The sequence below is a fragment of the Citrobacter sp. Marseille-Q5395 genome (assembly GCF_947057495.1).
Taxonomy (GTDB): domain Bacteria; phylum Pseudomonadota; class Gammaproteobacteria; order Enterobacterales; family Enterobacteriaceae; genus Citrobacter; species Citrobacter murliniae.
The window spans coordinates 529963-553514 of record NZ_CAMSEL010000001.1 but is presented as its reverse complement, the minus strand read 5'-3'; the positions used below and the strand labels follow the sequence as shown (position 1 = coordinate 553514).

Genomic DNA, 23552 nt, shown 5'->3' with positions numbered 1-23552 from the left:
AAGGGCAGGGTTTAATTTGTTGCGGGGAATTACACTGCGACTAACACTATCCACGGATATTCAGAACATGCTGAACACTTATCCCTTAGCCAAAGACCTGCAGGTACTGGTGGACATTGTTCATACTGGAAGCTTTAGCGCTGCCGCCGCGACGCTGGGGCAAACACCTGCGTTTGTGACGAAACGCATTCAGATCCTTGAGCAAACGTTGGGGACTACACTGCTGAGCCGCTCTGCTCGGGGTGTGACACTAACGGAAAGTGGGCAGCGATGTTATGAACATGCGCTGGAGATCCTCGCCCGTTATCAGCACCTGGTGGATGACGTCACACGAATCAAAACACGCCCGGAAGGGATGATCCGTATCGGCTGTAGTTTTGGGTTTGGGCGTAGTTATATCGCCCCGGCTATTACCGAATTAATGCACAGTTATCCCGAATTACAGGTACATTTTGAGCTTTACGATCGGCAAATTGATTTAGCTCAGGATAATATCGATCTGGATATTCGTATTAATGATGAAATCCCAGACTATTATATTGCGCATTTGTTAACGAAAAATAAAAGAATATTGTGTGCAGCACCGATGTATTTACATAAATACGGTCAGCCGATGACGCTACAGGAATTAAGCCACCATGATTGCCTGGTGACGAAAGAACGCGATATGACGCATGGGATATGGGAACTTAATAATGGGCAGGAGAAAAAATCGGTTAAGGTCGCAGGGCATCTGTCTTCTAACAGCGGCGAGATTGTGTTGCAGTGGGCGCTGCAAGGAAAGGGAATTATGTTGCGCTCCGAGTGGGATGTTCTGCCATTCCTGAAAAGCGGCGAGCTGGTACGTGTGCTACCGGATTATGCGCAAAGCGCCAATATTTGGGCGGTATATCGGGAGCCGTTATACCGTAGCACCAAGCTAAGAGTGTGTGTGGAGTTTCTGGCGACATGGTGTCAGCACCGATTGGGTAAACCTGGTGAAGGATATCAGGTTCCTTAGGCCGGATAAGACGCGCTAGCCTCGCCATCCGGCAGCAATTACTCGGGATCTTTTTCGCGTTTTTTCTTCAACTTGGTCCAGATTTTCGGTTCCTGACGACGCCACAGACGTTGGATATTGTCATGATGGCGCAGCAGAATTAAGCACGACAACATAGAGACCGGGAAAGTGAACTGGGGTTTGAACCACCAGACATAAAACGGGGCAATCAGGGCGCTGACGATAGCCCCTAACGAAGAATAGCCGCTCAATAATACGGTTAGCAGCCACGTTCCCGCCATTACGCCAGTAAGGTCCCAGCCTATTGGCGCTATCGCACCAAACGCAGTGGCTACGCCTTTACCGCCTTTAAAGCCAAAGAATACCGGCCAAATGTGGCCCAGACAGGCGGCGATAGCGATCAATCCCAACCAGAAGGGACTGACGCCTAGCGCATATGCGCCCCACACGGGTAACATACCCTTCAGGACGTCGAAAATCAGCACGGCTACGGCTGCTCCCTTGCCACCTATACGCAACACGTTTGTTGCGCCGGGGTTACCGGAGCCGCTGTCGCGTGGGTCGGGTAAACCCGCGAGGCGGCAGACCAGAATGGCACTGGAAATTGAGCCGCAGAGGTACGCGAAGATGATCATTCCAGGCGCGATTGCACTCATAAGCTGTTCCGTTTTGAAAATGTCGTGTAAAACGCTACTTCTGTGGATAATACGCATATTTCGCCGGAAGTGGTATCCGGGTTAGCCAAAAAGCAGGCAGGTCGTGATGGATATTGTATTTATAGAGCAACTTTCGGTAATCACCACTATCGGTGTTTACGACTGGGAACAAACCATCGAACAAAAACTGGTGTTCGATATCGAAATGGCGTGGGATAACCGCAAATCGGCCAAAAGCGACGATGTTGCTGATTGTCTAAGCTATGCTGATATAGCTCAAACCGTTGTCAGCCACGTGGAAGGCGGGCGATTTGCGCTGGTCGAACGTGTGGCAGAAGAAGTGGCGGAGTTGCTATTGAGTCGTTTTAATTCTCCATGGGTGCGTATCAAACTCAGTAAACCTGGGGCGGTGGCACGCGCGGCAAACGTTGGGGTGATCATTGAGCGTGGCAATACTCTGAAAGAAAATAATTAACTTAATAATATATAAACCAAACGTGTATAAAAGGGTCTTAAAGCAGGCTCTTTTTTTATTGTCCGTTTTTTTTATTTAGGGGTTTATTGATGAGCGATATGCACTCGCTGCTGGTGGCGGCCATTTTGGGTGTGGTTGAGGGGCTGACGGAGTTTTTACCTGTCTCCAGTACAGGCCATATGATTATTGTTGGCCATCTGCTGGGGTTTGAAGGTGATACCGCAAAAACATTTGAGGTGGTGATCCAACTGGGATCTATTCTGGCAGTTGTGGTGATGTTCTGGCGGCGTTTGTTTGGCCTGATTGGCATCCATTTCGGCAAAACCCCGCATGAAGGCACTGGCAAAGGACGTCTGACGTTGGGACATATTTTGCTGGGGATGATTCCGGCAGTCGTGTTGGGATTAGTGTTCCACGACATGATTAAGTCGCTGTTTAACCCAATTAACGTTATGTACGCACTGGTGGTCGGCGGTTTGTTGTTGATTGCTGCAGAATGCCTGAAACCCAAGGAACCGCGAGCACCGGGGTTGGATGATATGACTTATCGTCAGGCATTTATGATCGGTTGTTTCCAGTGTCTGGCTCTGTGGCCTGGCTTTTCGCGTTCTGGTGCGACCATCTCTGGTGGGATGCTGATGGGGGTGAGTCGTTATGCCGCATCTGAATTTTCGTTCCTGCTGGCAGTACCGATGATGATGGGCGCAACGGCGCTGGATCTCTACAAAAGCTGGTCGTTCCTGACGACAGCTGATATTCCTATGTTTGCTGTGGGCTTCGTGACGGCTTTTGTCGTGGCGCTGGTGGCGATCAAAACCTTCCTGCAATTGATTAAACGTATTTCGTTCATTCCGTTTGCGATTTACCGCTTTATTGTGGCTGCCGCTGTTTACGTTGTGTTCTTCTGAGTTTGCCATGGTGCCGGATGGTGACGCTTACTCGTCTTATCCGGCCACGCCTGCTGGGTAAGCGCTGAACGCTGCGTCAGTTATTACGTTTTCGGGCAACGTTGCTCTTTCCAGGCCGCTACTGCGGCAATGCGACGTCGGGTCAACTCCTCGCGAATTGCCGGTCCTTTAAATCCTGCTTCGACGACATCTTTTGTAGGAACTGCCTGCGCTGTCAGCCAGGCTTCGCGCAGCCAGCGGCCTTGCGGGTAATCTACCGCTTCGAAACCGGTTCGACCACGCACATCGGCCTCACTGGTCAGAGCGATTTGTTCCACACGATGTGGTTTACGCCAGGCATCGATGGAATCGAATAGCTTAACGATGGTTTTCGGCTGCAGTATCGGGAAGGTATGAATGAGATCGTGAAACTCGGCCACCAGTTTGGCTAAATCACGAATGTCATTTGGTACGCGCAAACGCTGGCACAATTGCTCTACCAGCTTAACACCTGCCGGGCCATGGCCGTGATGGCGAGGCCAGAGTGAGGGCGGTGTGAGTGATTTACCAAGATCATGACAAAGTGTGGCGAAACGCACGTCAACTTCCTGGCTCAGCATGGCGGCCATCGACAGTGTCATTAGGGTGTGTATTCCGGTGTCGATTTCTGGATGCCATTTTGCCGGTGCCGGTACGCCAAACAGAGCGTCTATTTCAGGAAACAGTACGCGTAAGGCACCGCAATCGCGAAGCACCTGGAAAAAGACCTGCGGATTGCGGGTGGTTAAGGCACTCTCAGTTTCTTTCCACACACGCTCTGGCGTAAGGTGCTCCAGTTCCCCTGCGTGGGTCATCTCCCGCATCAGCGCCATCGTTTCGTCGGCGATACGAAAACTAAGATGTGCATAGCGGGCAGCAAAGCGCGCCACACGCAGCACACGCAGCGGATCTTCGCTAAAGGCTGGAGAAACATGGCGCAACAGGCGGTTTTCGAGATCGCTACGTCCGTTATACGGGTCGATAATTTCCCCGTCATCGTCGCGAGCCAGGGCGTTTATCGTCAGGTCTCGTCGTTGGAGATCAGCTTCCAGCGTCACGTCTGAAGCGGCATAACAGGTAAACCCGGTATAGCCTGAGCCTGATTTTCTTTCGGTACGCGCCAGCGCATACTCTTCACGAGTTTTCGGATGGAGAAAAACAGGAAAATCGCGGCCTACCTGCTGGTAGCCTGCGTCAAGCATCTCTTGTGGCGTGGTACCGACAACAACCCAGTCTTTATCTTTAATCGGTAGCCCTAATAACGCATCCCGAACAGCACCACCGACCAGATAAATCTTCACGCCACTTTCCTTTTGAAAAAGTTAATCCCTTAATAATATGTCAGTGTGGCAGAGAAGGCGATTCAGTTCATCCAGCGATCTTTGCGTTTACGTGTTGGGATCATATGTGGCAGCACCAGACCGAGCAGCAGACCGAGTCCTAGCACGCCGCCGCCATACATAAACCACTGCATGATGATGGTACGCTGCTTGTCATCAAGCTGAAGGTTGGCTGCGCTGACTTTCTTTTGTGCCACAATAAGCTCGTTCTTCAGCTTCTGGTTTTCTGCTTTCAATCCATCGATCACGCTGTCGCTTTGCGCCACTTTTTGCTGCATATCGGCGGTGCGCTGATTCCAGGTGGTATCGATATTAGTGAGCTTATCGGTCAGAACTTTAACCTGATTTTCTAAGTCCGGGACGCGGGTGCGCAGGCTTGGCGTACTGTTCAGCTCTTTCAGTGGGATCCAGGCGGTACGCCCGGTACTGTCTTTGACCTGCGCGTAGTTGGTGCTGGCGTCGGTCTGTAATAGCGTAACTTCCTCGCCGGCGTTAACCGTACCCACGAGGCGATAGTTATCTCCTGGACCACTGCGGACCCAGGTGTTCAGTTCGTCAGAAACATAGCGCTTTTCTTCGGCATGGGAGACGGCAGTGGCGCTAAGTGCGAGTAAAGTTAATCCAATCAGGCGTAATTTTGGCATCAGGCTGTCGTTGTTGTCATAGAAAGTGGAACGATAGTAGTGGCAACAGTGTCTCTACGCAAAGCATTAGACATCAATCGGAATCATCTGTGTCCTTTTTGCCACCACTCGAAACTTTTACGCCCGTCAAATTGTCCGTTGCATGGCAATTTGGCGCAAAATACTATCTACTGACAATTAAGAAAGCACTTAGTTCGCAGTCTGTCTTCTCAACTGTGACATAACCCATAAGTACAAGATCATGGCCCAGGAAATCGAATTAAAGTTTATCGTCAATAGTCATGCCGTAGATGCGCTACGTGAACATCTGAATACGCTGGGGGGAGAGCACCATGCGCCCAGCCAGTTACTGAATATTTATTACGAAACGCCGGATGCGTGGCTGCGTGCTCACGATATGGGGCTGCGTATTCGCGGTGAGAATGGTTGTTATGAAATGACCATGAAAATTGCCGGAAGAGTGACGGGCGGCCTGCATCAGCGACCGGAATATAACATTGCGCTGAGTGAACCAGTGCTGGATCTCGCACAGTTTCCTGTGGAAATCTGGCCCAATGGCGAGCTGCCAGCCGATCTCGCTTCCCAGGTACAACCGATGTTTAGCACCGATTTTTACCGTGAGAAATGGCGCCTTGATGTTGACGGTAGCCAGATTGAAATCGCCCTTGACCTTGGGGACGTGAAGGCGGGAGAGTTCGCTGAGCCTATCTGTGAGCTGGAACTTGAGCTCTTAAGCGGCGATACCCGTGCAGTGCTGAAGCTGGCGAACCAACTGGTTTCGCAAACGGGTTTACGCCAGGGCAGCCTGAGTAAGGCGGCACGCGGTTATCATTTGGCTCAGGGAAATGCGCCACGCGAACTCAAACCCACGAGCATTCTGAAAGTGCCTGCGAAGGCGAGCATTGAACAAGGGTTGGAAGTTGCGCTGGAGCTGGCGCTGTCACAATGGCAGTACCATGAAGAGTTGTGGGTTCGCGGTATCAAAGGGGCGAAAGCCGAGGTGCTGGCGGCTATGGGGTTGGTTCGTCACATCCTGATGCTGTTTGGCGGTAATGTTCCGCGTAAAGCGAGCGCTCACTTACGTGATTTACTGACCCAGTCGGAAGCGACCATTGCCTCGGAAGTTTCTGCTGTTTCAGCGGTGTATAGTACGCAAACGGCGATGGCAAAACTGGCGCTTACCGAATGGTTAGTGACCAAAGCGTGGCAACCGTTTCTGGATGCTAAGGCGCAGGGCAAAATTGCCGATTCCTTCAAGCGTTTTTCCGATACCCATCTTTCACGTCATGCGGCTGAATTGAAAACTGTTTTTGGTCAGCCGTTGGGCGATCAATATACCGATCAGATCCCGCGTCTGAGCCGCAACATTGATAGCGTTCTGATGCTGGCGGGATACTACGACGAACATGTCGCGTCGGAATGGATTGCCAACTGGCAGGGTTTACTTCATGCCATCAAAACCCGTCAACATATTGAAATTGAACACTTCCGCAATGAAGCGATCTCTCAGGAACCGTTCTGGCTGCATAGCGGAAAACGTTAATCAGAGCCGAAGCAGGGATGCCTGATGGCGCTCTACTTATTCGGCCTACGCGATAGGTGCATGTATCATGTAGTCCGGATAAGGCGAAACATAGCCATCCGGCATCATTGAAAGGATAAGCCTTAAATGAAGCAGCTCTCTTCACCATTACAGCAGTACTGGCCGACCGTTGTTGAGCGTCTGCCAACAGCACTTCCTGAGGCATCGCTGAGTATTCAGGCGAAGTCAGTACTTACATTCAGCGATTTTGTCCGCGATAGCATTATTGCTCATCCTGAGTGGCTAAAGGAGCTGGAAAGCGCGCCAGTCCAGGCTGATGAATGGCAGCACTATGCCGCCTGGTTACAGCGCGCGCTGTCAGACGTACACGATGAAACGGCGTTAATGCGCGAGCTTCGACTGTTCCGTCGTCGCATCATGGTGCGTATTGCCTGGGCACAGACGCTGTCGCTGGTGGCTGAAGAGAGTATTTTGCAACAGTTAAGTCATCTGGCGGAGACGTTGATTATCGCAGCGCGTGACTGGCTGTATGACGCCTGCTGTCGAGAATGGGGAACACCCTGTAATTCGGACGGCGTTGCGCAACCGCTGCTGATTTTAGGCATGGGGAAACTGGGCGGGGGCGAGCTGAATTTTTCCTCTGATATCGACCTGATTTTTGCCTGGCCGGAACATGGATCTACGCAGGGCGGGCGGCGTGAACTGGATAACGCGCAGTTTTTCACCCGCATGGGACAGCGCCTCATCAAAGTGTTGGATCAGCCAACGATGGATGGTTTTGTCTATCGGGTGGACATGCGTTTACGTCCGTTTGGCGACAGTGGTCCGCTGGTACTGAGTTTCTCTGCGTTGGAAGATTACTACCAGGAGCAGGGGCGTGACTGGGAACGTTACGCGATGGTTAAAGCGCGTATTATGGGGGATGCTGACGGCACCTACGTCAGCGAGCTTCGCGCTATGCTGCGGCCTTTTGTTTTCCGTCGCTACATCGATTTCAGCGTGATTCAATCTCTGCGTAACATGAAAGGGATGATTGCCCGTGAAGTCCGCCGGCGCGGCCTGAAGGACAACATAAAGCTGGGGGCGGGCGGCATTCGTGAAATCGAATTTATCGTTCAGGTATTCCAGCTCATTCGCGGCGGGCGCGAACCCTCGCTGCAATCCCGCTCGTTACTCCCTACGCTTAGTGCGATCAATGCACTGCATCTGCTGTCTGATAATGATGCGGAACACCTGCGAACCGCCTATCTCTTTTTACGTCGTCTGGAAAATCTGCTGCAGAGCATCAATGACGAACAGACCCAGACGCTGCCGGGTGATGAGCTAAATAGGGCCCGCCTGGCATGGGGTATGGGGGCGGATGACTGGCAGCAGTTAACCGATACGTTGGCAATACATATGGGCAACGTGCGTCGGGTATTTAACGAATTAATTGGCGATGATGAAACTGATACACAGGAAGAGTCGCTGTCGGAACAGTGGCGTGAACTTTGGCAGGACGCGTTGCAGGAAGATGACACCACACCAGTGCTGACGCATCTGGCGGATGACGATCGTCGCCGCGTGCTGGCTCTTATTGCGGATTTTCGCAAAGAGCTGGATAAACGTACGATTGGCCCACGGGGGCGACAGGTGTTGGATCATTTGATGCCGCACCTGCTGAGCGATGTCTGTTCCCGCGATGATGCTTCCGTACCGTTGTCGCGTATTACCCCGCTACTGGTGGGCATTGTCACCCGCACCACCTATCTGGAGCTGCTGAGTGAATTCCCTGGCGCGCTGAAGCATTTGATTTCGTTATGTGCCGCCTCGCCGATGGTGGCCAGCCAGCTGGCGCGGTATCCGTTGCTGCTTGACGAGCTGCTTGACCCTAATACCTTGTACCAACCAACCGCAACCGACGCTTATCGTGACGAGTTACGCCAGTATTTACTGCGTGTGCCGGAAGATGATGAAGAACAGCAACTGGAAGCGCTGCGTCAGTTTAAGCAAACGCAACTGCTGCGTATCGCAGCGGCTGATATCGCTGGTACGCTACCGGTGATGAAAGTGAGTGACCATCTGACCTGGCTGGCGGAAGCCATTATTGATGCCGTGGTGCAGCAGGCCTGGATGCAAATGGTCGCCCGTTATGGGCAACCAACCCATCTTGGCGATCGCGATGGTCGTGGTTTTGCCGTTGTCGGTTATGGCAAGCTGGGTGGCTGGGAGCTGGGTTACAGCTCCGATCTGGATTTGATCTTCCTGCATGATTGCCCGATGGATGTGATGACTGACGGTGAACGTGAGATTGACGGTCGGCAGTTTTATCTGCGTTTGTCGCAGCGCATTATGCATCTTTTCAGCACCCGTACTTCTTCCGGCATTTTGTATGAAGTGGATGCTCGGCTGCGCCCATCCGGTGCTGCAGGAATGCTGGTAACATCCACCGAAGCCTTCGCCGATTATCAGCGCAACGAAGCCTGGACGTGGGAGCATCAGGCACTGGTACGCGCTCGTGTGGTTTATGGCGACCCGCAATTGACCTCTCAGTTTGACGCGGTGCGCCGCGATATCATGACACTCGCTCGCGACGGGAAAACTTTACAGACTGACGTGCGCGAAATGCGTGAGAAAATGCGTGCACATTTGGGCAATAAACATCGCGATCGTTTTGATATCAAAGCCGATGAAGGTGGGATCACCGATATTGAGTTTATTACGCAATATCTGGTGTTGCGCTATGCCCATGAAAAACCGAAGTTGACGCGCTGGTCGGATAATGTGCGCATTCTGGAATTACTGGCGCAGAACGACATTATGGATGAGCAGGAAGCACTGGCGCTTACCCGCGCCTACACGACGTTGCGTGATGAGCTTCACCACCTTGCTCTGCAGGAGCTTCCGGGACATGTCGCGCCGGAGTGCTTTAGTGCAGAGCGCTCACTGGTGCGGAGTAGCTGGCAGAAGTGGCTGGTTGCTGAGTGAAGTGTGCTATTATCGCGCGCAAATTTTAAGACCCTCAGAGAATCTCTCAGGAGACAGGAATGAAAGTAACGCTGCCAGAGTTTGAACGTGCAGGAGTCATGGTTGTCGGTGATGTGATGCTGGATCGCTACTGGTACGGGCCTACCAGCCGTATTTCGCCAGAAGCGCCGGTGCCGGTGGTCAAAGTGGATACCATTGAAGAACGTCCAGGCGGTGCGGCAAACGTGGCGATGAACATTGCCTCTCTGGGAGCGAATTCTCGTCTGGTTGGGCTGACCGGTATTGATGATGCGGCTCGTGCGCTGAGTAAAACGCTGGCTGATGTGAACGTGAAATGTGACTTTGTTTCCGTGCCGACGCATCCGACAATCACTAAACTACGCGTACTTTCCCGCAACCAACAGCTGATTCGCCTGGACTTTGAGGAAGGCTTTGAAGGTGTGGATCCGCAGCCGCTGCATGAACGTATTAACCAGGCTCTGGGTTCAATTGGTGCTCTGGTACTTTCTGATTACGCCAAAGGCGCTCTGGCTAGCGTACAGCAGATGATTGCACTGGCGCGTAATGCTGGCGTTCCGGTGCTTATTGATCCGAAAGGCACTGATTTTGAGCGCTATCGTGGTGCGACTCTGCTGACGCCGAACCTGTCTGAGTTTGAAGCTGTTGCCGGTAAGTGCAAAAGCGAAGACGACCTCGTTGAACGTGGTATGAAGGTGATTGCTGATTTCGACCTTTCCGCACTGCTGATAACGCGCTCTGAGCAGGGCATGACCTTGTTGCAGCCGGGTAAAGCACCGCTGCATATGCCAACCCAGGCACAGGAAGTGTATGACGTTACCGGTGCGGGGGATACGGTTATCGGCGTGCTGGCGGCAACGCTTGCAGCAGGTAACACGCTGGAGGAAGCATGCTATTTTGCTAATGCCGCAGCGGGTGTTGTCGTTGGTAAGCTTGGGACATCAACCGTTTCACCGATTGAGCTGGAAAACGCCGTGCGTGGTCGGGCGGAGACCGGTTTTGGCGTGATGAGTGAAACAGAATTGAAACAAGCCGTAGCCAGCGCCCGTAAGCGTGGTGAGAAAGTGGTGATGACCAACGGTGTGTTTGACATCCTGCACGCAGGCCATGTCTCTTATCTGGCGAATGCGCGTAAGCTTGGCGATCGTCTGATCGTTGCGGTGAACAGCGATGCTTCCACCAAACGTCTGAAAGGCGAAACCCGTCCGGTCAACCCGCTCGAACAGCGAATGATCGTGCTGGGTGCGCTGGAATCCGTCGACTGGGTGGTCTCTTTTGAAGAAGATACTCCGCAACGCCTGATTGCTGGCATTCTGCCGGATCTGCTGGTGAAAGGCGGTGATTATAAGCCAGACGAGATTGCGGGCAGTGAAGAGGTGTGGGCTAACGGTGGTGAAGTTCTGGTGCTGAACTTCGAAGACGGTTGCTCAACAACAAATATTATCAAAAAGATCCAGAAAGACAGCGATAAGTGATGAATGCCGGAAATGCACCGAACTTTTCGTTGCGGTGCGCTTCCTCCTGTTGACGCTGCTGTTTTTTCAACCTAGAGTGCAGGAATAAGGGTGAGAGGGGATTTTTCCCCCTCTGATTGACTGTTAATGAGCCTGGAAACTTATCAGTAACAGCACCCAGTATGATGACTCGTTTCATCATAACCCTTTCCCTATTAAAGCCCCTTCTTCGAGAGGGGCTTTCTCGTTGCAGCCCCTTGCTGACAAGGCGATTGTTGGTGTGCGTCTATGCGGCGCAAGGGCTTCCTCGTCTCACTTTTCTATTGCTGGATCGGTTACGCAAAACAGAGATTTTCCTGGAGAACTGTTCGTGATCTTAATACCGTCGTTGGACTTCATTGGTTCAACGATTATCCCCTCACAGATTTTGTAGAAAAGTGTGAAGCAAGGCCTTTAATGTGCGCACTTAATGCACAGAACAGCTTCGCATATAGGTAAATACTGAGATCAGAAAAAGCATATAGCCTTAACAGATATTCAATAACTGGAGGGTATGCTCATGAACAGCAATATGTATTCACTGAACAATTTTGATTTCCTGGCCCGGAGTTTTGCCAGGATGCAGGCTGAGGGCCACGCTGTTGATATCCAGGCAGTGACTGGAAACATGGATGAGGAACATCGCAGCTGGTTTTGCAAACGCTACGCACTTTATTGCCAGCAGGCCAGAGAGGCGAAGAAATTAGAGCTGGAACACTAACAGATCAACGGGCCTTGCGGCCCGTTGCCATTTTTACTCTTGTGGATCGACTGGCGGGATCGCCGGAGCAGGCTTAACTTCGGCCGGTTTTTCACGTGCTTCCAGCTCAGTAAGACGTTGCTCAAGCAGCGCCAGCTTTTCACGGGTGCGCAGTAAAACCTGGGTTTGTACGTCAAATTCTTCGCGGCTAACCAGATCCAGACGCGTCAGCTGTGACTGCAGTGTTTGGCGGATTTTCTTCTCGACGTCTTCCCCAAACTCGCGGATCCCTTTCGGCATCGACTCGTGAACCTGACGAGCAATCTGCTCAATTTTTTTCGGGTCAATCATGGTGGTTTCCCTGAACTGGTACGTGTTGCTGCCTATTGTAGTGCGATATGGCACAGGCATAAACCAGAATTGTGTGAAGCTAAGTCGAGTAAAGGCGTTGATGACAGTAATCAATAGCGTTATAGTTAACCCGCTTATTCTCAGGGCGGGGCGAAATTCCCCACCGGCGGTAAATCAACTGATGTTGAAAGCCCGCGAGCGCTTTGAGTGCAAACTCAAAGGTCAGCAGATCCGGTGTAATTCCGGGGCCGACGGTTAGAGTCCGGATGGGAGAGAGTAACGATCCAGCCGGGCATGGACCCGCTCACGTTATTTTTTTGCCGCTTAAACGGTACTCCTAAGACTGCCCTGATTCTGGTAACCATAATTTTAGTGAGGTTTTTTTACCATGAATCAGACGCTACTTTCCTCTTTTGGTACGCCTTTCGAACGTGTTGAACATGCGCTGTCTGCGCTGCGTGAAGGACGCGGTGTAATGGTGCTTGACGATGAAGACCGTGAAAACGAAGGCGATATGATTTTCCCGGCAGAAACCATGACCGTTGAACAGATGGCGCTGACCATCCGTCACGGCAGTGGTATTGTCTGCCTGTGCATCACTGAAGACCGCCGTAAACAGCTCGATCTGCCTATGATGGTGGAAAATAACACCAGTGCTTACGGTACTGGTTTTACTGTGACTATCGAAGCTGCAGAAGGCGTAACTACCGGTGTTTCCGCTGCTGACCGTGTCACCACGGTTCGCGCTGCGATTAAGGATGGTGCGAAACCTTCTGATCTGAACCGTCCGGGACACGTTTTCCCGCTGCGCGCTCAGGCAGGCGGTGTGTTAACGCGTGGTGGTCATACTGAAGCCACCATTGATCTGATGACGCTGGCAGGTTTTAAACCGGCTGGTGTGTTGTGTGAATTGACCAATGATGATGGCACCATGGCGCGTGCGCCAGAGTGCATCGAATTTGCAGGCAAGCACAATATGGCAGTTGTCACTATCGAAGATTTAGTGGCTTACCGTCAGGCGCACGAGCGTAAAGCCAGCTGAGTTTTTGGCCATGCCTGTCGTGGCGATGCATAAAAAAACCGAAGTCAGTTTTCTGACTTCGGTTTTTTGTTACTGCGGCCAGGCTATTTTGCGCTGATCAGCTTGAGTATCCACGCACAACTCATCACCAGTAAAAACGCTAAACATAAACCAAAGGCCAGCAAACAGGATTGCGCCATATTCATAAATTGCCATGGCGGGATCAAATACCAGCCTTCGGATTGCTGGTAGAGATCGATAAACCATTGCTGTGTGCTACTAAGCGTTACGCCATCAGGAACGACAGGCGCGTCATACCCGCAATCTCCAGTGGGTTTAAACCATTCTGGTGCCCAGTTTGCCAGTGGCAAATTGAAAGGGAATGTCGGATCGGTGGAACATCCCTGCACACCAAACAGTGAATCCGGGTCTGGGTTATGTACTGCATGATGAATGCTATTAAGCTTGATCGAGAACTTAACACCCATGATGCTGCCGTAAAACGCCGCGATACAGCCAATGAGCTTCAGAATGATATTTCTCGGGTTTACTGCCGCAATCAACCCACCAAAAACCATCACGAACATGGCAAAGCGAATGTAAACACACTGCTCGCAGGGTGCCATGTAGAGATAGATCTGGAAGAAAGAGTGCGCCAGTATAATTAACCCACCCATTGCGAGTGCCATAAACAACCACAGAAAGCGGTGTTCCTGCCATCTCACCAGAGTATCAACCGGCGTAGTACGTAAATTCCGCCACAATCCCTTTATGAAAGCCATAGCCTTATCCCTGTTTATTTCGCTGCCAGTTCCCTGACAAGTTCAGCCATAGAATCAATGGATTTGATGCTCTTGGTGTAGATCAGGTATTTACCATTGACGACGTAAGCCGGAACGCCCTGAATTTTGGCAACATCATAGGCCGCTTTCCATTTCTCTAGTGTTTCCTGAACGGCAGGTTCTTTTAAGGTGCTTTCAAAGTCTGCCTGGCTCATACCTGCAGCATCCAGACCTGTTTTGATGAATGATGCTGGATCTTTGCCATCTGACCAGCGTTCTTTTTTGTCATGATAAGCTGCGTAGTAAGCAAATTTCGCTTTTTTGAACTGTGACTTCGCATCAAATAATGAAATACCTGCTGCTTTATCTTTGGATATCATCACGGCAAACACTTCGCTGGCTTGTTTGCCATATTCACCTTTAGTTTCCAGATGGAACGGCGTAAAGGTGACGAGATCTGCAACCTTATCTGATACAGGGCCGGTGACGGCTTTATCGTATTTGTAGCAGAACGGACAGGCGTAACTAAATACTTTGATTAATGTTTTATCGGCATTAGGAATAGGTTTTTCCAGAACCATATAATCGGTGCCTTCGGTAAAAGCGGATGCCGTAAAAGGCGCGACAAGCGCTGCAGTTAACACCATGCTTTTAAATAATGAAGTAATCCATTTAGCTGACATAGTTTATCCTTAATACAACGATTTTATTTAAATATGTGTTGTGGACGAATCGGTAATGCCCGGTAGTGGGTCTGGTTGGGTTTATCTGAAAGGACATCAATTTCAACTTTGACTTCTTTTGTTTTGTAGTCAATTTCATTGATCTTGCCGATTGTCGGTTTGCCAACATCAAATAAATTAATAGAACCGCCGAATCCAAACATTGTGTCACGGTCTTTTTGATATTCGATAACGGAAGTTATGGGACTATAGAAATCATAACCACGCTCTTTACCGTATTCCCAGATTTGTTGGACGGTTCCTTTTTTCTCGTCAATTTTATATTCGACGAAACGGGAGTACTTCATGGTTGGTAATGCTGGTTGCTCAAGCCCTCGGCCATCACCATTATCAAAGATGGTTAATGTTCCTTTACTGGATAGCCAGGCGGTATGTTGGGTATAGGTAAAATCGAAATCGGTGTTTTCGCACTTGCCATTTTCGTCACACTTCAGTGCATTACCTTTCGCATCTACCGGTTTTAACAGCTTGCTCGCCAGCTTTGTATTCCAGCCTTTAGATGGTGCGAGGATCCACTTAACCTGCTTATCACGACCAATTTTGACGACGCCCTGGTGGCGAGAGGAAAGAATAATCGAGTCATCCTTGGCGTCGTAGGCGATAGAGTTGACGTGCGCCCAGTTACGGCCAGCCCCCACACCCAGAGCATCGCCGTAAGGGGTATCTGGCTCCAGTTTTGCTTGTTGACCGGCATGAGCGAGGTCGACATTCACGCATACCGCACCTGCGTCCAGTGCTCCCAGTAACGCATCGCGTAGCGGGTCGAGAATTTTTGTCAGGTCCCATACGTCAACAACGCGGCCGGATCTGTCGACTTCGAGGATTTGGTCACGGATGGTATGTACATGTACTCCATCTTCTTTACGGTAATTGCGTTTTCCTACGCGCAGTAATACCGTGCCCTTAACCGTTTCGATAGACTCATGCGTAGCGTCAAGGAAGCCGCGTGGCAGTTTATGATCTTCCAGAATCTGCCCCATCATATCGAATTCGTACCAGTGTTGCCCCTGTACAGCTGTGAACGTTCCGCGAGGCGTTTCACGAATCCCCATCAGGTAACCACGTTTATTGATATTAACATCATGCCCGTCATAGAACGTCTCTTGATCCAACCACCAGCGGTACTCACCTTCTGTGTCAACGACGAAGGTAAACGGAGCGATGTCGAAGGGAAGTGCGCCTCCGGCAGGTCCTGCATCAAGAATGCCGGCATTTTTATCTTTTTCGCCATGCCAGTGAATATCTGATCCCTGGGAAGTAAAGGTGTGGGTATTTACAAGATAAAGGCGATCTTCAAAACCTGGTGCGACTTTAATAACCTTGGTTTGTTGCAGATCGGATATAGAACGGTTATCCATATAATGATTAACGATGGCAGAAGTTTGCACTACATAATCATCTTTCATCGGTTTACCATTTTCTTTATATTCAACGGTAACATTATTGGCGAACTTTTGATAAAGGCCAAAAATAGGTACGCCATCATAAGTGATTAACGATTCTTTGCCTACGTTATAGGTAATGGGAACTCCTTTTTCACCTTTACCGTGTACGGTTACTTTGACATCTGAAATGACATGGCTGTCTAATTCAACCAATGCGGTCAGCGGTGCATTTCCATAAGGGTCAACAATTACCGCGCCCAGATTTCCTGCTGGTTGTGCCGGTTTAAAACCTGCAGCAAAAGAATTTGCTGCGGTTAATCCGCATGCCAGGGCAATAGTACCGACCAGTAGCTTTTTACGGTATTGCTTAAACATGGATATATCTCCTTATATTACCTGTAAATATAATGACGATGAATATATTATGTTTGTAGTGATGTATGACTTGATTAAAATATAGGGGAGAGCATAGTTTTATAATTTATTTGTTTTTTGAAATATATAAATTATCAATATTCGGTGTCTTTAATACTTTTGATAGTAAGTGAGTGATATTTTCAGAACAATAAATATTATTATGGAGTGTGATCGTTTCGACATTGTTTTCTTTTTAATACATGTTCTGTGATTGACTTTGTCTACTGGTTTATATGATCGAAATCATATATTTGTTTCTACATTATGCCACTATAGGGGTAGGTCAAAATAAGGTTATGTGAAATTTTAACGTTAAATGTTTAATGATGTTAAATTTTAAGGGTAAAAGAATGTTTATTGCCTGGTATTGGATTGTATTAATTGCACTCGTTGCTGTTGGTTATTATTGTCATATGAAGCGTTATTGCAAAGCGTTTCGACAAGACAGAGATGCATTACTGGAGGCACGTAACAAGCTCTTTCGTCGCACGGGCGAAGATGGCAGCACGGTCAGGGATCAGGAATAATTTCTGCTGTAGTTGAGGCGGATGGCTGAACTACAGCGTAACATCCGCCATCTGTATTACCCGATGCCCATTGATTGCAGGATCACCAGGCTCAGCCCCATTACTGACATTCCACAGAGCACGCCATAGCTCGGATTATTATTGGGGTCGATTTCTTTAGCCAGCGGCATCAATTCATCTACTGATAACGCGACCATAATACCGGCTACAGCGGCCATAATTGCTGCCATCACAACCGGTGAAATCAGACTACCCAGAATTAACCACGCCAGTACCCCACCCAGTATTTCCGCCATACCTGAGATCCCTGCCCAGAATATCGCTGTGCGTTTGGAGCCGGTTGCGGCATAGACTGGTCCGGCAACGGCTAGACCTTCAGGAATATTATGTAATGCAACAGCCAGGGCGATGCCAAAACCCAGTTCGAGATTGCTACTGGCGGTAACAAAAGTAGCAATCCCTTCCGGGAAGTTGTGCAGACTAATGCCAAGAGTTAATAAAATTGCGGTACGTTTTATGGAGCTGGGTAAAGGCAGTTTTGTTTTTTGCACCAGATCCTGAGGATGTGCGTGTGGCAGAAGGCGATCCAGACCAAAATAGCCCAGCAAACCAACAATAAACATCCCGTAGCCGAGTACTGGCGACATCCCTTCAGCGGCCAGCGCGGCGGGCAGCATTTCCATCAGGGAGATAAGCAGCATAATACCTGCGGCAAAACCCAGAGAAAAGGCGAGGATGCGATTAGAGGGTTTTTGTCCCAGAACGCCAAGAAACGCGCCAATAAAGGTGGCAGCCCCCGCCAGCAAAGTCAGAAGTAAAGGTACTGACATCGACAAATCCAACTCCTTATCAATCTGCTATCCGGCCAGATCGTCAAAATAACTGATGATCTCCATCATGGTTATCTGAGTTCTTCATCAACCGAAAAAGCGTATTGTGGTGATATCAAAATGACTCCCTCAGTAAGGATATCATCATGTCTTCAACTCGTATGCCAGCATTGTTTTTGGGTCATGGCAGCCCGATGAATGTTCTGGAAGATAACGTTTATACCCGTGCCTGGCAGCAACTGGGGGAAACGTTGCCGCGTCCAAAAGCCATCGTTGTGGTATCGGCGCACTGGTTCACTCGTGGGACTGGCGTGACCGCCATGGAAGCACCAAAAACGATTCACGATTTTGGTGGGTTTCCACAGGCATTGTATGACACCCATTATCCGGCTCCCGGTTCACCCGAACTGGCGCAACATCTGGTGGATTTGCTTTCACCCGTACCGGTTACGTTAGACAAAGAAGCCTGGGGTTTCGACCACGGCTCATGGGGTGTGTTGATCAAGATGTACCCGAATGCAGATATTCCGATGGTACAGCTAAGCATCGACAGCACTAAGCCTGCTGCCTGGCATTTTGAAACAGGACGCAAACTGGCGGCGCTGCGTGATGAGGGCATCATGCTGATTGCCAGCGGTAACGTGGTGCATAACCTGCGGACAGCACGTTGGCACGGCGAGAATACGCCATACCCATGGGCGACCTCATTTAATGATTATGTGAAGGCAAACCTGACCTGGCAGGGACCTGTTGAGCAGCATCCACTGATCAACTATCTCGACCATGAAGGCGGTTCGCTGTCGAACCCGACGCCGGATCACTATCTGCCGCTGCTGTACGTTTTAGGTGCATGGGATGCCAAAGAACCTGTCACGATCCCGGTGGACGGTATTGAGATGGGTAGCCTGAGTATGCTGTCGGTGCAGGTAGGCTGATTTTTACCCGCAGTAATTGAGTGAAGGCCGGGTCAGGCGAAATCGCCACCCGGCACACGCACATTACTCGACAAAGATATGCGGATAGAAGCGAGAGAGATCCTGAGTGATCAATGCCCGGTCTTCGCGAATGCCGATCCCGGCAGGTTGATCGTTAATCAGCCAACTGCCGATCAACATGTAGCTGTCGCCAAACTTCGGTAGCTGATGGAACTGTTGTACGATCATTCCTTCTTCACCGTACGGACCTTCTACCGCTTCGATCGTTTTACCGTTCTCAATGATGGATACGTTGGCGCCTTCACGGGAGAAGATCGGCTTCACGACGAATTTTTCCATCTGCGGATAGTCGTCTTCGGCGAAATACGCAGGCAACAGGTTCGGATGGTTGGGGAACATTTCCCACAGCAGAGGCAATAGCGCTTTATTAGAGATAATGCTTTTCCAGGCCGGTTCCAGCCAGCGAACACCGGCGTCTTCCAGCTTGGTGGAGAACATCTCGCGCAGCATAAACTCCCACGGATAGAGCTTAAACAGGTTGGCAATAACCTGATCCTCTAAGTCTGTGAACTGACCTTTTTCGCCAAGGCCAATATCTTCGACATAGAGGAATTCGGTCGCGATTTCCGCCTCGGCCGCGCAATCCTGCAGATACTGAATAGTCCCGCGATCTTCGACGGTATCGCGACAGCAGGTCAGGTGCAGCAACTGAAAACCATACTGTTCGCGCAACTCGGTAAAGCGCTCAATCAGCTTTTCCTGCAGGCTGTTGAACTGATCGCTACCTTCCGGCAGGTTCCCTGCATTAAGCTGGTCTTCCAGCCAGATCCACTGGAAAAATGCGGCTTCGTACAGAGACGTTGGCGTATCAGCGTTGTTTTCCAGCAGCTTGGGTTCACCAGTGCCATCCCACGCCAGATCAAGGCGCGAATAGAGCGATGGTTGCTGGGTCTGCCAGGACTGGCGGACAAAGCCCCAGACATGCTTGGGAATGCGAAACTTCGTCATCAGTTCATCGCTGGCGATGACTCTTTCAACGACTTTGAGACACATTTGGTGCAGCTCAGCAGTGACATCTTCCAGCTTTTCAACCTGAGCAAGCGTGAGCTTGTAGTAGGCGTCTTCACACCAGTATGGCTCGCCGTACATGGTGTGGAAGTTGAAACCGTATTCGGTGGCCTTATCGCGCCAGTCCGGGCGCTCGACAATACTGATTCTTTCCATGTAGATTAGCCGCCCATTGAACGTGTGGTGGTACCGCTTGCGCTACGCTGCATGGTGCTCTGTTTTGCCACAGACTCACCAAAACCACCGCGAGTTACGGTTGATGTGGTTGCCGGTTTTGGCGCCATTGCCGTTTTCGGTACGGTCATCGTGCGGCCTGGCTGTGCAGCGCCGTAGTTCTTACCACCTGCATCCGTATATTTGCCGTATGCCGGGCTGGCTGGGTTTTTCGAGCTGAAGAGAGGCTGCTGAGCGCCCATTCCGCCGCCCATCATACGACCCATCATATAACCCGCCATCAGCGGCATCCAGAAGCTGCCACTGCTTTGGTTCTGCGCCTGAGCCTGGCCTTCACCGGTCGGTGCCATACCTGCCTGTGCAGGTGCTTGCTGGCACTGGCCTTCGCCAAATTCAGCGATACAGTCTTCGCGAGTGGCGTATTTAGGCGCGGTACGTTCTGCTTCTTTCAGCGCGTTGTTGAATGCGGTAGTACATTCGGCGCTTTTACCCGGATTCGCTGCAGAGCAGTCATCTGCGTTTTGATAAAGCGAAACTGTTTCGTCACTCTTCTCACAACCCGCCAGCATAAAGACAGCGGTCACTGCCAGAGCGACAGGAGTTAAATGGCGTGCGCTCCAGCTTTTGCGGAATGACGCGTGATGTATAGATTTTGTCCGTTTCATTTATGTCTTCCAGGACCCAGTAGTAAATACTGCTCAGAATAGTGGATGACTGGTCGAAATTGAAGCGGGAAGAGGCGAGAATGCGGAAGAAGGGGCGGATCTTTACGTTGCCTTACGTTCAGACGGGGCCGAAGCCCCGTCATCAGCATCAGTTACGGAACGGGTTGTTGCCGTTACTGCTGCTGGTTGTACGTGCTGCAGTCGGCTGGGCCGCTGGCGCCGCGTTATTCGCGGTATAGCCATCAGCAGCTGCGTCTTGCTGTGAGTTTTCCGGTGCAACCGCTTCGGGCGCGGTAGAAATCGGTTTGCCCAACGTATTGTTCAACGCTACCAGATCCTGCTCGTTTAACGTACCGAGCGCAGACTTGATGTTTAACTGGTTGATCAGATAGGTATAACGCGCATTAGCTAACTGTTGCTTAGCGTTGTACAGCGTGGTGGTTGCGTCCAACACATCCACGATAGTACGTGTACCCACGGAATAGCCTGCTTCCATCGCATCTAAAGAGCTTTGCGCAGAGACAACCGCTTGTTTGTACGCATTAATGCTACTGATAGAAGCATTGATGTTGTTGAAGGATGAACGGACGGTCTGCACCACGCTACGGTGTGCGCTCTCCAACTGCTCACTCGCGCCAACAAAGTTGTACTGCGCTTGTTTCACCTGAGAGTTAACCATCCCGCCCTGGTACAGCGGCAGTGAGAAGCTCAGACCGATTTTGTTCTGGCCCATATTGCTATCGTCGTACTGGGAACCAGTAGCACCACGGGTTTTAGAACCGCTGTAAGAGGTGTCGGAAACACCGGTAGAGGCGGTTAAATCCAGGGTCGGTAAATGACCGTCCTGCGCAAGACGAATTTGTTCACGTGCCAGGTCCTGGCTTAAACGCGCCTGCAATAAGGTCAGGTTGCGGTTTTCCGCTTCTTTCAGCAGGGCATTAACCGCCTGCGGTTTGTTGGTTTTAAAGCCATCAACGTTCAGCGAAGCCAGTTCCGGATAGTAGTTACCGGTTACCTGGCGCAGTTGTTCTACCGCGTTATCCAGATTGTTACGTGCGGTAACTTCATTTGCCAGTACGGTATCGTATTGTGAACGGGCGTTCTGCACATCAGTGATGGCGACCAGACCAACATTAAAACGCTGAGTGGTCTGATCTAACTGACGGTAGACGGCATCTTTCTGTGCCTGGGTGTAAGAAAGCACGTCGATTGCGTTCAATACGTTAAAATAGGCTGTGGCAGTGTTCAGGATCAGCGTTTGCTGATCGGTCTGATAAGTTACGTCCTGGATGCCTGCTGATTTTTCTTGCAGCGTCAGGGCGCGCCATTTCGACATATCGAAAAGAGACTGAGTCAACTGCAACGACGCGCTGGTGGCGTTGGAGTTAACGCCGTTTGCGTCACGGTAGCCATTGCTGTAGGTGTAATCGGCACCTAAACCCAGTTGCGGCAGTAAAGGACTACGCGCTTCGTTAATTTTTTCGAATGCAGCATCGCGATCGGCGGCGGATTTACGTAATTCCGGGTTGCTCAGGCGTGCTTGCTGATAAACCTGCATCAGGTTTTCTGCCTGGCTCAAAGCACTGAACCCCGACAGGCTCAGGCCGATAAGGATGGGGAGCAATTTCTTCATTTGCATTCCTTGTTGTGAAGCAGTATTTAGCGCTGATCAAATTGTAAAAATAATTGCTGATTCTAGCAGAATCCGCCACTTCAAAAAGTTGGCGTTACGTGCCATACGGCGTTAATTTGCATCAATTTAACACAAGGGCGCTCAAACAGCAGTCAAACGACCTTGAAATTCACATTTTAATCACTATTGGTATCAGGACAGCACGATGCGTAAACCAGACAACTTGCCAATGACTTTCACTAAAAATGATGTAGAAATTATTGCACGAGAAACGCTATACCGCGGTTTTTTTTCACTGGATCTTTATCGGTTCCGCCATCGACTGTTTAACGGCGGAATGAGTGAAGAGGTAAAGCGCGAAATTTTTGAGCGCGGACATGCGGCAGTCTTGCTACCCTTTGACCCTAAGCGGGACGAAGTTGTACTGGTTGAGCAGATTCGTATCGCGGCATATGACACCAGCGAAAGCCCGTGGCTACTGGAAATGGTGGCCGGGATGATCGAAGAAGGTGAGACCGTTGAGGATGTTGCCCGCCGTGAAGCAATGGAAGAAGCTGGACTGGATGTGAAGCGGACGAAGCCCGTTCTGAGCTATCTGGCAAGCCCTGGTGGCACCAGTGAGCGCCTGTCTATTTTGGTAGGTGAAGTGGACGCCACGACCGCAAGCGGGATCCACGGTCTGGCGGATGAAAACGAAGATATTCGTGTTCATGTGGTTAGCCGGGAACAGGCTTACCAGTGGGTAGAAGAGGGGATAATCGACAACGCGGCCTCTGTCATCGCTTTGCAATGGTTACAGCTGCACTATCAAGAGTTAAAAACTGAGTGGAAAAAATGAAGCGTTACACACCTGACTTCCCTGAAATGATGCGTCTGTGCGAGACCAACTTTTCGCAATTGCGCCGCCTGTTGCCGCGCAATGACGCAGCCGGCGAAACAGTGAGCTATCAGGTGGCAAACGCACAATATCGGTTAACGATTGTTGAATCGACCCGATACACTACGCTTGTTGCGATCGAACAGACGGCGCCAGCCGTTACTTACTGGAGCCTGCCATCGCTGACCGTACGCCTGTATCATGATGCGAGGGTGGCTGAAGTGTGTTCAAGCCAGCAGATCTTTCGCTTCAAAGCGCGGTATGATTATCCAAATAAAAAGTTGCATCAACGCGACGAAAAGCATCAAATTAATCAGTTTCTGGCCGACTGGTTACGGTACTGTTTAGCACATGGAGCGATGGCGATTCCGGTTTATTAGCG

23 protein-coding genes and 1 riboswitch are annotated in these 23552 nt (G+C 50.5%); of the genes, 12 read left to right on the top strand and 11 right to left on the bottom strand.

The window, feature by feature from the left end; translation table 11 throughout:
* The first annotated feature begins 67 nt into the window (after positions 1–67).
* Positions 68–1000: an L-tartrate utilization transcriptional activator TtdR gene (ttdR, locus tag OH663_RS02500; protein WP_200010017.1), complete on the top strand. Its 933-nt coding sequence runs from the start codon at positions 68–70 to the stop codon at positions 998–1000.
* Between the two features lie 38 nt (positions 1001–1038).
* Here the strand turns inward: ttdR and plsY are convergent, their stop codons facing one another.
* Complete coding sequence (gene plsY, locus OH663_RS02495; protein ID WP_045449781.1) at positions 1039–1656, bottom strand: glycerol-3-phosphate 1-O-acyltransferase PlsY; 618 nt, start codon at positions 1654–1656, stop codon at positions 1039–1041.
* A 106-nt stretch (positions 1657–1762) separates the two neighbouring features.
* On the opposite strand from plsY, the gene folB reads away from it, so the two are divergent.
* Positions 1763–2131 (top strand): bifunctional dihydroneopterin aldolase/7,8-dihydroneopterin epimerase, encoded by a 369-nt coding sequence (gene folB / locus OH663_RS02490; protein ID WP_045447677.1) that lies wholly within the window; start codon positions 1763–1765, stop codon positions 2129–2131.
* 89 nt (positions 2132–2220) lie between these two features.
* The gene (gene bacA, locus OH663_RS02485) at positions 2221–3039 is read left to right on the top strand and encodes an undecaprenyl-diphosphate phosphatase (RefSeq protein ID WP_045447674.1); all 819 of its coding nucleotides are present in this window, start codon (positions 2221–2223) and stop codon (positions 3037–3039) included.
* Positions 3040–3122: 83 nt separating this feature from the next.
* Here the strand turns inward: bacA and OH663_RS02480 are convergent, their stop codons facing one another.
* Together OH663_RS02480 and OH663_RS02475 are read right to left on the bottom strand one after the other, a co-directional pair.
* Complete coding sequence (locus tag OH663_RS02480) at positions 3123–4358, bottom strand: multifunctional CCA addition/repair protein (RefSeq protein WP_045447671.1); 1236 nt, start codon at positions 4356–4358, stop codon at positions 3123–3125.
* Positions 4359–4420: 62 nt separating this feature from the next.
* Complete coding sequence (locus OH663_RS02475) at positions 4421–5041, bottom strand: TIGR04211 family SH3 domain-containing protein (RefSeq protein WP_045447669.1); 621 nt, start codon at positions 5039–5041, stop codon at positions 4421–4423.
* A gap of 241 nt (positions 5042–5282) precedes the next feature.
* Between OH663_RS02475 and OH663_RS02470 the strand changes: the two genes are divergently transcribed.
* The 4 genes from OH663_RS02470 to glgS all read left to right on the top strand — a co-directional run bounded on the left by OH663_RS02470 (position 5283) and on the right by glgS (position 11783).
* Positions 5283–6584 carry a CYTH domain-containing protein gene (locus OH663_RS02470; protein ID WP_263525680.1) on the top strand — a complete coding sequence of 434 codons (1302 nt, stop codon included), beginning with the start codon at positions 5283–5285 and terminating at the stop codon, positions 6582–6584.
* Between the two features lie 126 nt (positions 6585–6710).
* Complete coding sequence (gene glnE, locus OH663_RS02465; protein WP_200010013.1) at positions 6711–9551, top strand: bifunctional [glutamate--ammonia ligase]-adenylyl-L-tyrosine phosphorylase/[glutamate--ammonia-ligase] adenylyltransferase; 2841 nt, start codon at positions 6711–6713, stop codon at positions 9549–9551.
* A 59-nt stretch (positions 9552–9610) separates the two neighbouring features.
* Positions 9611–11044, top strand: a complete 1434-nt coding sequence (hldE, locus tag OH663_RS02460; RefSeq protein WP_045447661.1) for a bifunctional D-glycero-beta-D-manno-heptose-7-phosphate kinase/D-glycero-beta-D-manno-heptose 1-phosphate adenylyltransferase HldE — start codon at positions 9611–9613, stop codon at positions 11042–11044.
* Positions 11045–11576: 532 nt separating this feature from the next.
* On the top strand, positions 11577–11783 hold the full coding sequence (gene glgS, locus OH663_RS02455; protein WP_136345237.1) for a cell surface composition regulator GlgS: 207 nt from the start codon (positions 11577–11579) through the stop codon (positions 11781–11783).
* Positions 11784–11816: 33 nt separating this feature from the next.
* On the opposite strand, the gene ubiK is transcribed toward glgS, so the two are convergent.
* On the bottom strand, positions 11817–12113 hold the full coding sequence (gene ubiK / locus OH663_RS02450) for a ubiquinone biosynthesis accessory factor UbiK (protein WP_045447655.1): 297 nt from the start codon (positions 12111–12113) through the stop codon (positions 11817–11819).
* A gap of 132 nt (positions 12114–12245) precedes the next feature.
* Positions 12246–12395, top strand: a riboswitch (FMN riboswitch).
* A 106-nt stretch (positions 12396–12501) separates the two neighbouring features.
* Here ubiK and ribB point away from each other — a divergent pair.
* On the top strand, positions 12502–13155 hold the full coding sequence (gene ribB, locus OH663_RS02445) for a 3,4-dihydroxy-2-butanone-4-phosphate synthase (RefSeq protein WP_003828424.1): 654 nt from the start codon (positions 12502–12504) through the stop codon (positions 13153–13155).
* Between the two features lie 83 nt (positions 13156–13238).
* Here the strand turns inward: ribB and dsbI are convergent, their stop codons facing one another.
* From dsbI to OH663_RS02430, 3 genes are read right to left on the bottom strand one after another with little or no spacing between them, the layout of a single operon-like run.
* The gene (dsbI, locus tag OH663_RS02440) at positions 13239–13916 is read right to left on the bottom strand and encodes a protein-disulfide oxidoreductase DsbI (RefSeq protein WP_200010012.1); all 678 of its coding nucleotides are present in this window, start codon (positions 13914–13916) and stop codon (positions 13239–13241) included.
* A gap of 14 nt (positions 13917–13930) precedes the next feature.
* Complete coding sequence (locus OH663_RS02435; RefSeq protein WP_200010011.1) at positions 13931–14599, bottom strand: thiol:disulfide interchange protein DsbA/DsbL; 669 nt, start codon at positions 14597–14599, stop codon at positions 13931–13933.
* Positions 14600–14622: 23 nt separating this feature from the next.
* A complete protein-coding gene (locus tag OH663_RS02430; protein ID WP_200010010.1) occupies positions 14623–16419 on the bottom strand; it encodes an aryl-sulfate sulfotransferase in 1797 nt (598 codons plus the stop codon).
* Positions 16420–16811: 392 nt separating this feature from the next.
* Between OH663_RS02430 and OH663_RS02425 the strand changes: the two genes are divergently transcribed.
* Positions 16812–16988, top strand: coding sequence for a hypothetical protein (locus tag OH663_RS02425; protein WP_071829036.1), 177 nt, complete (start codon positions 16812–16814; stop codon positions 16986–16988).
* 56 nt (positions 16989–17044) lie between these two features.
* On the opposite strand, the gene zupT is transcribed toward OH663_RS02425, so the two are convergent.
* Positions 17045–17818: a zinc transporter ZupT gene (zupT, locus tag OH663_RS02420; protein WP_200010009.1), complete on the bottom strand. Its 774-nt coding sequence runs from the start codon at positions 17816–17818 to the stop codon at positions 17045–17047.
* A 146-nt stretch (positions 17819–17964) separates the two neighbouring features.
* Here zupT and ygiD point away from each other — a divergent pair, with 146 nt between their 5' ends.
* The gene (ygiD, locus tag OH663_RS02415; RefSeq protein WP_045447633.1) at positions 17965–18753 is read left to right on the top strand and encodes a 4,5-DOPA-extradiol-dioxygenase; all 789 of its coding nucleotides are present in this window, start codon (positions 17965–17967) and stop codon (positions 18751–18753) included.
* 63 nt (positions 18754–18816) lie between these two features.
* Here ygiD and OH663_RS02410 read toward each other — a convergent pair whose 3' ends face one another.
* The 3 genes from OH663_RS02410 to tolC form a co-directional block, all read right to left on the bottom strand.
* Positions 18817–19977, bottom strand: a complete 1161-nt coding sequence (locus tag OH663_RS02410) for a glutathionylspermidine synthase family protein (RefSeq protein WP_200010008.1) — start codon at positions 19975–19977, stop codon at positions 18817–18819.
* 5 nt (positions 19978–19982) lie between these two features.
* On the bottom strand, positions 19983–20660 hold the full coding sequence (locus OH663_RS02405) for a DUF1190 family protein (RefSeq protein ID WP_045447627.1): 678 nt from the start codon (positions 20658–20660) through the stop codon (positions 19983–19985).
* Positions 20661–20808: 148 nt separating this feature from the next.
* Positions 20809–22293, bottom strand: a complete 1485-nt coding sequence (gene tolC / locus OH663_RS02400; protein WP_045447624.1) for an outer membrane channel protein TolC — start codon at positions 22291–22293, stop codon at positions 20809–20811.
* Positions 22294–22498: 205 nt separating this feature from the next.
* On the opposite strand from tolC, the gene nudF reads away from it, so the two are divergent.
* Complete coding sequence (gene nudF / locus OH663_RS02395; protein WP_045447621.1) at positions 22499–23131, top strand: ADP-ribose diphosphatase; 633 nt, start codon at positions 22499–22501, stop codon at positions 23129–23131.
* Positions 23128–23550 (top strand): DUF1249 family protein, encoded by a 423-nt coding sequence (locus tag OH663_RS02390; RefSeq protein ID WP_005123087.1) that lies wholly within the window; start codon positions 23128–23130, stop codon positions 23548–23550. The genes nudF and OH663_RS02390 overlap by 4 nt, the downstream gene beginning before the upstream one ends.
* The last annotated feature ends 2 nt before the right edge of the window (positions 23551–23552 follow it).